The organism is Blautia sp. HA3515 (assembly GCF_059933065.1).
This window is the reverse complement of sequence record NZ_JAYFUY010000137.1, coordinates 1-9,608: the sequence shown is the minus strand read 5'-3', so window position 1 is coordinate 9,608 and position 9,608 is coordinate 1. Positions and strand designations below refer to the sequence as shown.

Sequence of the window (9,608 nt, the reverse complement as noted above, 5' to 3'; positions counted from 1 at the left end):
AAAACCAGGCTTCCATTTCCAGAACAGTATCTGGATATTGTTCAAACTAAATTTCATGATGCAGGTTTCTATATTCTGGACGTCCAGGAATGTTTCCGCCCAATCAAGTTTTTTGATATAGGTGCACTGGTCTGGTTCGCACACATTATAGAGTGGGGATTTCCTGACTTCTCTGTAGATCGTTGTAAAAAACAGCCTGCTGCATGCCCAACAGATTTTAGAGCAAAATGGCTGCGTTGAAGGACGGATCCATCGTTTTTTGTTGGAGTTTGCGCGCAAAGCTAAATAGAGCGTAAAATTTAAGGGTGAAGATGCTTTTATACGTCTTCACCCTTGTGGTTTCCCTTCCTTCCGGAAGATTTTCATCTCCCCGGATTTTCAAGAGCTGTGGCATTATCTGGAATATCTCCGTCAGCCCACCTTCTTGCCTATTTTTTCATTGCTTCGATTACACATTCATGTTTTTTAGTTGTCTTATTATAATTGATTCCAACAAGCAATAAATTTCCCTGATAATCTTTCAAGACATTACCATACTGTTTTTCTTTAATCTGTTCAATTGCACCAACTGCACTTTTGTCCCATTTTAATTCAATTACAATCGCCGGTTTATCAAGATGACATGGTCTTGGGCGCATGCATACATCGGCAAATCCTTTTCCTGCTGGCAGTTCACGAACCATAGTGTAGTATTCACGTGCAAAATAGAATGCAAGATGAATGGTACAGCTAAGGGAATTTTCATCGTTATATTGGAGAATCGAAATTTCCTCATGTGCTTTCTCAACTCCTGCAGCAATAGCATCTGCATCCATTTCCCATCAGGCTTCCAGTAATTTACGTGAAGCCTCCACTGACTCTGCCACTCCATACCAGTTCATTGTGCTGATTGCATTAATATATTCCTGTGAAACTTCTTTATTGGGAATACTCACAGTTTCAGCTGTACTGTTATACGTCAGATAGCCAAGGTGCACCAGCAAAGTCAATACATCATCTTTCGTTGCAAATGTAGTCATATCGTTGCTGAATGTTCCAATATGAATGGAAACAGCATCGCCTGCAAGCATTCGAACTACAGAATCTTTCAGCCCATCCATATCCATTTGAATATAAATTTTCAAAGCCTCGTATGTTTCCGTCTGGTTCCAGTAGGTTCCAAATTTGTGCCCGCAGCATTGCTTCTACAACGGATTTTGGACTGTACATGGAATATATTTCATTTCCTGTCTGCCGATGCGCGATCAACTGATAACCATCGTACCACATCTTTGCTTCTTCGAAACTCATATCATATTTTTCACAAAGAGCGAATACTTCCTTCTCTGTGAAACCAAAATATTCCGCCAGATCACCCGAATCGGTCATGGAATACTCGGTAAACATATTTAACGCAGAATGAGATCCATATTTTTTGATTGGAAGAATTCCCGTCATATAAGCCAACGCAACATAGTCTTTATCTTTCAACCATGCACGAAGGAAATCCAAATATTCTTTCTGTGCTTCTTTATCCTGTTTATATTCCCGAAATAAACAGTCCCACTCATCAATCAAAATAATAAAGGAATGATTTGTTTTACTGTAAATATCCTTCATCACCTGAATCAGATTATGTTCATCACGAAAGCGAACCGTTTCAAAATGATCCATCAGGTCAAAAATCAGATATTTCTGCAACATGGACAGCATTTCATCCATACTGTGTGTCATGCTTAGAAATTCCTGCATATTTACTTTTATGACATCATATTGATTACGATGTTTTTCATAGGATTCTGCTTTGCTGATTTTGAGCGATTCAAATAATTCAGCCGAATCCTCTCCACGAGCATAGTAAGCGGCCAGCATATCCGCCGCCATCGATTTTCCAAAACGTCGCGGACGGCTGACACACATAAATTTCTGACGGGTATTAAGAGCTGCATTTGTTTTTTCAATCAAACCGGTTTTATCCACATAAATTTTCGAATTCAGGCTTTCCTGAAACCCTTTGTTTCCCGGATTCAGATAACTTCCCATACAAAAACCTCCCGTCAAATTTTTATATAATTTATTATACTCGATTCCCACAGCTATCACAAGGACAGGTTTAAATCTACACCAAGGATTGAATATGGCTTTTCAAACTGGAAATCATTACTTTCTACATAACGTGTTTCCTAAAATGATGATTATCACCACATTAACCAAAATAATCCCCAATGCAATATATACAAAAAATGCAGGCAAAACATTTTCAAACAAACCCATAATTAATATAAGAACTGCTATAACAGACATTCCAACGCCCATTGTTCTGCATTTTCTCATGCCAGCCTTCTTGCGATTCGGACAAGAAGTATCCCTCGCTTACATCTCGGTCAATTCCAATTCTTCATTTTCACAAGACAGAAAGTAGCTATTTTTTCACTCCTTGCTTTGTAAAATGCTTATGCAGCAAAAATTCTGTTGGAATAATTGTGAGCACCATAATTCCCAGTTGTAAAAACACCAAATACACAGAAATCATTTCGAAGTTTGTGTCGTCTTTCATTAAAATCAAAATAAAAATCGATAATATCGTCAGAATGATTCCTAAAACAAAGTTTAACCCTCCCCAACATCTGTGTGCATATTTCCATGTTTCATCATTCATCCTTGACATAGTACTTCGATATCCAGACATTCCCTGTCGATCTTTAGGAGGCTTATTCTTCCACGTATATCCTAATATAATCATAGATAACGGTACTAAAAGTGAACAAATACATAAAAATATAAACATCACAGCGACCTCCTTTTTGTCAATTCCATAAACTAAAAATCATTATTTTCTGCATAGCGTGTTTCCTAAAATAATAATTACCACGACATCAACCACAATAATTCCCACTGCAATATATACAAAAAATGCAGGCAGAACACTTTCAAACAACCCCATAATTAATATAAAAATTGATATAATAGACATTCCAATTCCCATTGTTCTGCATAACTTCTTTTCATCATATTTTTCCTTTTCTTCTTTTGAAGCTGTATTATATCCAGAAATAACCCAACTCCCGTGTCCAGAAAGTAAAACTATAGAAAGTACCGCAAATATCACAAAAACAATCCATACTACCCAGTCAGGACCGGATGCTAAATCTGCTAATTTCATCTATATGCACCTCCTTAACTTCCAATTGTTCTATAATTTTTCAAGCTCTCTTGTACATCATTTCATTGATGTTTTTAATATGCCCAACCCATTCCTCCAAAGAATCCATCTGAAGGTTTTGAAGGACTTTTTTATAGCAGTAAAAATATTCCGGATAGGTTTCTTCCATCCACTTTAAGGTCTTTTTCGGTTCAAAATAGGGAGCTGCACAATATCACAAAAGATCTCCAAACTGTCAATCAGCACCCAATGCCAACGAAACATCCCTTCACAATCGCCTCATTTTGCGCGCTCAAACATTTTTACATACCAGTCAACGCCCGCCTGAATCTCTTCGCTTACTTTAGTTTATTTGCAATAAATATCGATTGCCTTTGCCACAAATACTGCGGTTCCATCTCCAGCTGCCTTATCGATGTTTTCTGTAAATTCATCACCTGAAACATACATTTCTCCAAGACCTTTTAATATCTCATTGGAACATTTGTAAAAATGATCCGTGATGTAATCCTGAAACTCCTTTACTTTAAGCTGTACGTCAGAATCCTCCGGCTTTTTGTCCATCATCTTTCCAAACTCTACAAATATCAGCATAAAATTCTGTAAAGCCTGTTTTTGAGCTTCCAGTGACTGCTTACTTGTTTTTTCTTCATATTCCTTGTATTCCGCAGTCTGTCCCCACTGTTCCTTTGCTTTTTTTGTATACTCATCCATTTTTGTTGTATTAAATACCTGAAAGTCCATTTTATTTACTCCTGTTTCTTTTATTTTTCGAGCGAAAGAAATCAATCCTTCCAGATGTTCCTTTTTCATTGTCAACAATTTCATCTGTTGTTCCAATGCCTTGTTCCTATTAAAATCTGGAGAATCTATGATACGTCTAATTTCTTTCAAGGGAAATTCAAGTTCTCTGAACAGTAAAATCTGTTGCAATCTTTCCATTGCCGTATCGTCATACAGCCTGTATCCTGCCTCCGTGTATTCTGTGGGTGGCAAAAGTCCTATGGTATCATAATATTGCAGAGTGCGTATACTCACTCCGGTCAATTTGCTCACTTCATTCACTGTCATCATTTGCTTTTCCCTCCTCTCGATAAATATACTCTAAACTATTACGTTACGTAGGAGTCAATAGTTTTTTCAAAAATGTATGTAATGTATACAAACGGGAAGTTAACTGATACTATCATAAAATCTTTGCAACGCGATCGCCAACTCTTCCGGAGATTCTATGTTTGCTTCATGACCTGTTTTCATAAGTTCATGGAAACAGGAATTATTCAAATAATGGCAAAGTTCTTTTGAAGTTTTTATGTTTGCTTTGTCCTTCTCTCCACAAACAATCAATACCGGACAAGACACCTTATGCAGTGAGTCACTGAAATCCAATTCAGCCATCGTACCGCATAGGCTGATAACATCTGCTTTTCTGAATCCCATTTTATTGAATGCGGAATTCGGCATAAGGTGAAACAACATATTCTGAATCTTCAATAATTTTTTTGGCATTTTATATTGTGCTGCAATTAATACGAGTGCCTTTACTTTATCTGGGTGGTCTATCGCATAATTAAGTGCCAAAACAGCTCCTAGAGAAAGCCCACATAAAGCAATTCCATCGTTCTCCTTGTCGCATTCTGATGAGAATGCTGAATATAATTCCTTATATGTAGCAGATTTCCCTTCTAACATATCTGATAAACTCAAACTGGCACTGCTTTTCGATACTTTCGTTTCTTTTATTACTCTATTCCAACTGTCTGGTTTTTGCCCTAGCCCATGCAAATATAAATACTTCATATATTGTCACCCCTTCAAATACCGATTTATCTTTGACTTATTCTACCATAGTTCATCGTAAAATACTATAAACGTTCCCTTTAGTTTTGTATCGCTTATATAACAGAAAAACCCCGGAAACCTTACGGTTCCGGGGTATCTTACGTTTGGACACATGTACCTTGCGGTACGCAATATATTTAAATTAGAAGTTATGCTATAATTACTCGATAACTGTAGCAACACGTCCTGATCCAACAGTACGTCCACCTTCACGGATAGCGAAAGTAAGACCCTGGCTCATAGCGATTGGGTGGATCAGCTCGATAGTCATCTCGATGTTATCTCCAGGCATGCACATCTCTGTTCCTTCTGGAAGGTTGATAACACCTGTAACGTCTGTTGTTCTGAAGTAGAACTGTGGACGATAGTTGTTGAAGAATGGTGTATGACGGCCACCCTCGTCTTTTGTCAGAACGTAAACCTGAGCTGTGAATTTTGTATGGCATGTAATTGTTCCTGGTTTAGCAAGAACCTGTCCACGCTCGATTTCGTTTCTCTGAACACCACGAAGAAGTGCACCGATGTTATCACCAGCCTGAGCCTCATCCAGTAATTTACGGAACATCTCGATACCAGTTACAACAACTTTACGTGTCTCTTCTTTAATACCAACGATCTCAACTTCCTCAGATACGTGAAGAACACCAGCCTCTACTCTACCAGTAGCAACTGTACCACGTCCTGTGATGGAGAATACGTCCTCTACAGGCATAACGAATGGCTTATCTGTATCACGCTGTGGATCTGGAATGTAGCTGTCAACAGCATCCATAAGCTCCATGATCTTGTCGCCCCACTCACTGCTCGGATCCTCAAGTGCTTTAAGAGCAGATCCTCTGATAACCGGAATGTCATCTCCTGGGAAGTCATACTCGGAAAGAAGCTCACGAATCTCCATCTCTACCAGCTCAAGAAGCTCCTCATCGTCTACCATATCACATTTGTTCATGAATACAACGATGTAAGGAACACCTACCTGACGGGAAAGAAGGATGTGCTCTTTTGTCTGAGCCATAACACCATCAGTAGCAGCAACAACAAGGATAGCACCATCCATCTGAGCTGCACCTGTGATCATGTTCTTAACGTAGTCAGCATGTCCTGGGCAGTCAACGTGTGCATAGTGTCTATGCTCTGTCTCATACTCAACGTGTGCTGTAGAGATTGTGATACCACGCTCTCTTTCCTCTGGAGCTTTATCAATGTTCTCGAAATCTGTAGCTGTGTTACCAGCAACTCTCTCAGACAGAACTTTTGTAATAGCTGCTGTTAAAGTAGTTTTACCATGGTCAACGTGTCCGATGGTACCAATGTTACAATGCGGTTTTGTTCTCTCAAACTTAGCTTTTGCCATTTTAAAACGTCCTCCTTGAATATTGGCTCTTTCTATACAGAGCTCCAATTTCGATTTTAAACTTGCTATCCTTGATTATATTGCAAATCAAGGATATTTGCAAGCATTATTTATTTTATCAAATACAAGTTACTGTTTACAGTAACCAGTCCTGAATCAGTCTTTCTGAGCAAGGATCTTTTCCTGTACGCTCTTTGGAACTGGCTCATATTTCTCAAAGAACATGGAGTAGTTACCACGTCCCTGAGTTCTTGAACGCAGATCTGTTGCATATCCGAACATCTCAGACAGCGGAACATATCCACGGATCATCTTGCCGCCGCCGATATCTTCCATACCTTCGATACGACCACGACGGGAGTTGATATCACCGATAACATCGCCCATGTAATCCTCAGGTGTTGTTACCTCTACCTTCATGATAGGCTCAAGAAGGATCGGTGCAGCCTTATGCATTGCATCTTTGAATGCAAGAGATCCGGCAATGTGGAATGCCATCTCAGAAGAATCGACTTCATGGTAAGAACCGTCATATACGTTTGCATGAACGCCGACTACCGGATATCCACCAAGGATACCAGCCTTCATAGCATCTTCGATACCTTCGCCTACTGCAGGGATGTATTCCTTCGGAATAGCACCACCAACAACTGTGGACTCGAACTTGTACAGTTCTTCTCCGTTGGCATCCATAGGCTCGAATTTAACTTTACAGTGACCATACTGTCCACGACCACCAGACTGTTTTGCATACTTGCTGTCTACATCAACTGCCTTGGTGATTGTCTCTTTGTAAGCAACCTGCGGAGCACCTACGTTTGCTTCTACGTGGAACTCACGAAGCAGACGGTCAACGATGATCTCCAGATGAAGCTCACCCATACCAGCAATGATTGTCTGTCCAGTTTCCTGGTTTGTATGAGCACGGAATGTAGGATCCTCTTCAGCAAGCTTTGCAAGAGCCTCACCAAGTTTACCCTGGCCGGCTTTTGTCTTAGGCTCGATAGCCAGCTCGATAACCGGCTCCGGGAATTCCATGGACTCAAGGATTACAGGATGCTGCTCGTCACAGATTGTATCACCGGTTGTGGTGAATTTGAATCCGATCGCTGCAGCGATATCACCGGAGTAAACCTTGTCCAGCTCCATACGCTTGTTGGCATGCATCTGAAGGATACGTCCAACACGCTCTTTTTTGCCTTTTGTTGAGTTGTATACATAAGATCCGGAATTCATTGTTCCTGAATATACACGGAAGTATGCAAGTTTTCCAACGAATGGGTCTGTCATGATCTTGAAAGCCAGAGCAGAGAACGGCTCTTCATCAGAAGAATGTCTTACTGTCGGGTTTCCATCCATATCAACACCATCGATTGGCGGGATATCTGTTGGAGCAGGCATATACTCCAGGATAGCGTCCAGAAGCTTCTGAACACCTTTGTTTCTGTAAGCGGAACCGCAGCATACCGGAACAGCTGTACATTCACAGGTAGCTTTTCTCAGAACAGCTTTCAGTCTATCAACAGTCGGCTCCTCACCTTCCAGATATTCCATCATTAATTCGTCATCCAGCTCACAGATCTTCTCGATCAGTTCTGTATGATAAAGCTCAGCATCTTCTTTCTTCATGTCGTCCGGGATATCAACGATAGAAATATCGTCACCCTTCTCATCATTGTAGATGTAAGCTTTCATCTCGAATAAGTCAATGATTCCCTTGAAATCATCTTCTTTTCCGATTGGCAGCTGCAGGCAGATAGCGTTTTTACCAAGATCGGGTCTTGATCTGCTCTACTGCGCCATAGAAATTCGCACCCAGGATATCCATCTTATTGATGAATGCCATACGTGGTACATTGTAAGTGTCAGCCTGACGCCATACGTTCTCGGACTGTGGCTCAACACCGCCCTTCGCACAGAATACACCAACGGCACCATCAAGTACACGCAGGGAACGCTCAACCTCTACTGTGAAGTCTACGTGACCAGGTGTATCAATGATATTGATACGATGCTCAAGTGCTCCTGGCTTCGGCTTGCAGTTCTCCTCAAGTGTCCAGTGACATGTTGTTGCAGCTGATGTGATCGTGATACCTCTTTCCTGCTCCTGCTCCATCCAGTCCATGGTAGCAGTACCTTTCATGAGTATCACCAATCTTGTAGTTGACACCTGTATAATAAAGAATACGTTCAGTCAGGGTTGTTTTACCCGCATCGATATGAGCCATGATACCAATGTTTCTGGTTCTCTCAAGCGGATATTCTCTACCTTCTTTTCCAGCCAATGGATTTTCCTCCTCGATTAGAAGCGATAGTGAGCAAATGCTTTATTTGCCTCAGCCATCTTGTGCATGTCTTCTTTCTTCTTAACAGATGCGCCTGTGTTGTTCATTGCATCTAAAAGCTCGTTAGCCAGTCTTTCCTCCATTGTCTTCTCGCCTCTCTTGCGGGAATATGTGGTCAGCCAGCGAAGAGCCAGAGCCTGACGTCTGTCAGCTCTTACCTCGATCGGCACCTGATAAGTAGCACCACCGATACGTCTTGCTTTCACTTCCAGAAGGGGCATGATATTGTTCATAGCCTCCTCAAATACTTCAATTGCTGGTTTGCCAGCTTTTTCTTCGATTCTGGTGAATGCGCCGTATACGATCTTCTGAGCAACACCTTTCTTACCATCTAACATAATGTTATTGATAAGCTTTGTTACCACTTTGTTATTGTATACCGGATCAGCCAGAACGTCTCTTTTCTGAGTATGTCCTTTACGTGGCACGTTACTTCCCTCCTTAATCAATAGATTATCTCATCGGTACTCACGCAGTAAACTATTGCATGTTCGCACTGGTAATGGTCCTATATTTAACCCGCAACCGACAGGGTATATGGAATACCGTACAAATATCTATAGTTTCCGCAATTATACGGATGAATTATTTTTTAACCTTAGGTCTCTTAGCTCCGTATTTGGAACGAGCCTGTTTTCTGTTAGCGACACCTGCTGTATCCAGTGTACCTCTGATGATGTGGTATCTGGTACCAGGTAAGTCCTTAACCCTTCCACCACGGATCAGTACAACACTATGCTCCTGAAGGTTATGTCCCTCTCCTGGAATATAGCTTGTTACTTCGATACCGTTGGAAAGACGAACTCTGGCGATCTTTCTAAGAGCTGAGTTAGGCTTCTTAGGAGTAGCTGTCTTAACAGCTGTACAAACGCCACGTTTCTGCGGTGCAGACTGCTCAACTGCTTTCTTTCTTAAAGAGTTGAAT

General features: G+C 40.8%; 7 protein-coding genes and 4 pseudogenes. 1 reads left to right on the top strand and 10 read right to left on the bottom strand.

What is annotated here, in order from left to right; translation table 11 throughout:
* Positions 1-240 (top strand): annotated as a pseudogene (locus R1Y93_RS11375) (hypothetical protein); the annotation flags it as partial.
* Between the two features lie 188 nt (positions 241-428).
* Here R1Y93_RS11375 and R1Y93_RS11370 read toward each other — a convergent pair.
* The 10 genes and pseudogenes from R1Y93_RS11370 to rpsL form a co-directional block, all read right to left on the bottom strand.
* Positions 429-2,022 (bottom strand): annotated as a pseudogene (locus R1Y93_RS11370) (AAA family ATPase).
* 117 nt (positions 2,023-2,139) lie between these two features.
* A pseudogene (locus R1Y93_RS11365) lies at positions 2,140-2,304 on the bottom strand (DUF3784 domain-containing protein); the annotation flags it as partial.
* Positions 2,305-2,401: 97 nt separating this feature from the next.
* Positions 2,402-2,767, bottom strand: coding sequence for an SdpI family protein (locus R1Y93_RS11360; protein ID WP_244095608.1), 366 nt, complete (start codon positions 2,765-2,767; stop codon positions 2,402-2,404).
* 42 nt (positions 2,768-2,809) lie between these two features.
* A complete protein-coding gene (locus tag R1Y93_RS11355; protein ID WP_500822883.1) occupies positions 2,810-3,142 on the bottom strand; it encodes a DUF3784 domain-containing protein in 333 nt (110 codons plus the stop codon).
* A gap of 348 nt (positions 3,143-3,490) precedes the next feature.
* Entirely contained in the window at positions 3,491-4,216 is a 726-nt protein-coding gene (locus tag R1Y93_RS11350; RefSeq protein ID WP_500822882.1) for a MerR family transcriptional regulator, read from the bottom strand.
* A gap of 99 nt (positions 4,217-4,315) precedes the next feature.
* Positions 4,316-4,942 carry an alpha/beta fold hydrolase gene (locus tag R1Y93_RS11345; RefSeq protein WP_500822881.1) on the bottom strand — a complete coding sequence of 209 codons (627 nt, stop codon included), beginning with the start codon at positions 4,940-4,942 and terminating at the stop codon, positions 4,316-4,318.
* A 202-nt stretch (positions 4,943-5,144) separates the two neighbouring features.
* Positions 5,145-6,338 carry an elongation factor Tu gene (tuf, locus tag R1Y93_RS11340; RefSeq protein ID WP_500822880.1) on the bottom strand — a complete coding sequence of 398 codons (1,194 nt, stop codon included), beginning with the start codon at positions 6,336-6,338 and terminating at the stop codon, positions 5,145-5,147.
* Positions 6,339-6,494: 156 nt separating this feature from the next.
* A pseudogene (fusA, locus tag R1Y93_RS11335) lies at positions 6,495-8,566 on the bottom strand (elongation factor G).
* A 74-nt stretch (positions 8,567-8,640) separates the two neighbouring features.
* A complete protein-coding gene (gene rpsG, locus R1Y93_RS11330) occupies positions 8,641-9,111 on the bottom strand; it encodes a 30S ribosomal protein S7 (protein WP_173727505.1) in 471 nt (156 codons plus the stop codon).
* Positions 9,112-9,268: 157 nt separating this feature from the next.
* Positions 9,269-9,608 (bottom strand): 30S ribosomal protein S12 (rpsL, locus tag R1Y93_RS11325; protein WP_500822879.1); only part of this gene is annotated, 340 nt, incomplete at its 5' end.

Bases quoted from the DNA above. Each gene is read 5' to 3' on its own strand.
- R1Y93_RS11355 (WP_500822883.1), bottom strand. From the start codon at position 3,142: ATGAAATTAGCAGATTTAGCATCCGGTCCTGACTGGGTAGTATGGATT.
- tuf (WP_500822880.1), bottom strand. From the start codon at position 6,338: ATGGCAAAAGCTAAGTTTGAGAGAACAAAACCGCATTGTAACATTGGT.
- R1Y93_RS11360 (WP_244095608.1), bottom strand. From the start codon at position 2,767: ATGTTTATATTTTTATGTATTTGTTCACTTTTAGTACCGTTATCTATG.
- R1Y93_RS11350 (WP_500822882.1), bottom strand. From the start codon at position 4,216: ATGATGACAGTGAATGAAGTGAGCAAATTGACCGGAGTGAGTATACGC.
- R1Y93_RS11345 (WP_500822881.1), bottom strand. From the start codon at position 4,942: ATGAAGTATTTATATTTGCATGGGCTAGGGCAAAAACCAGACAGTTGG.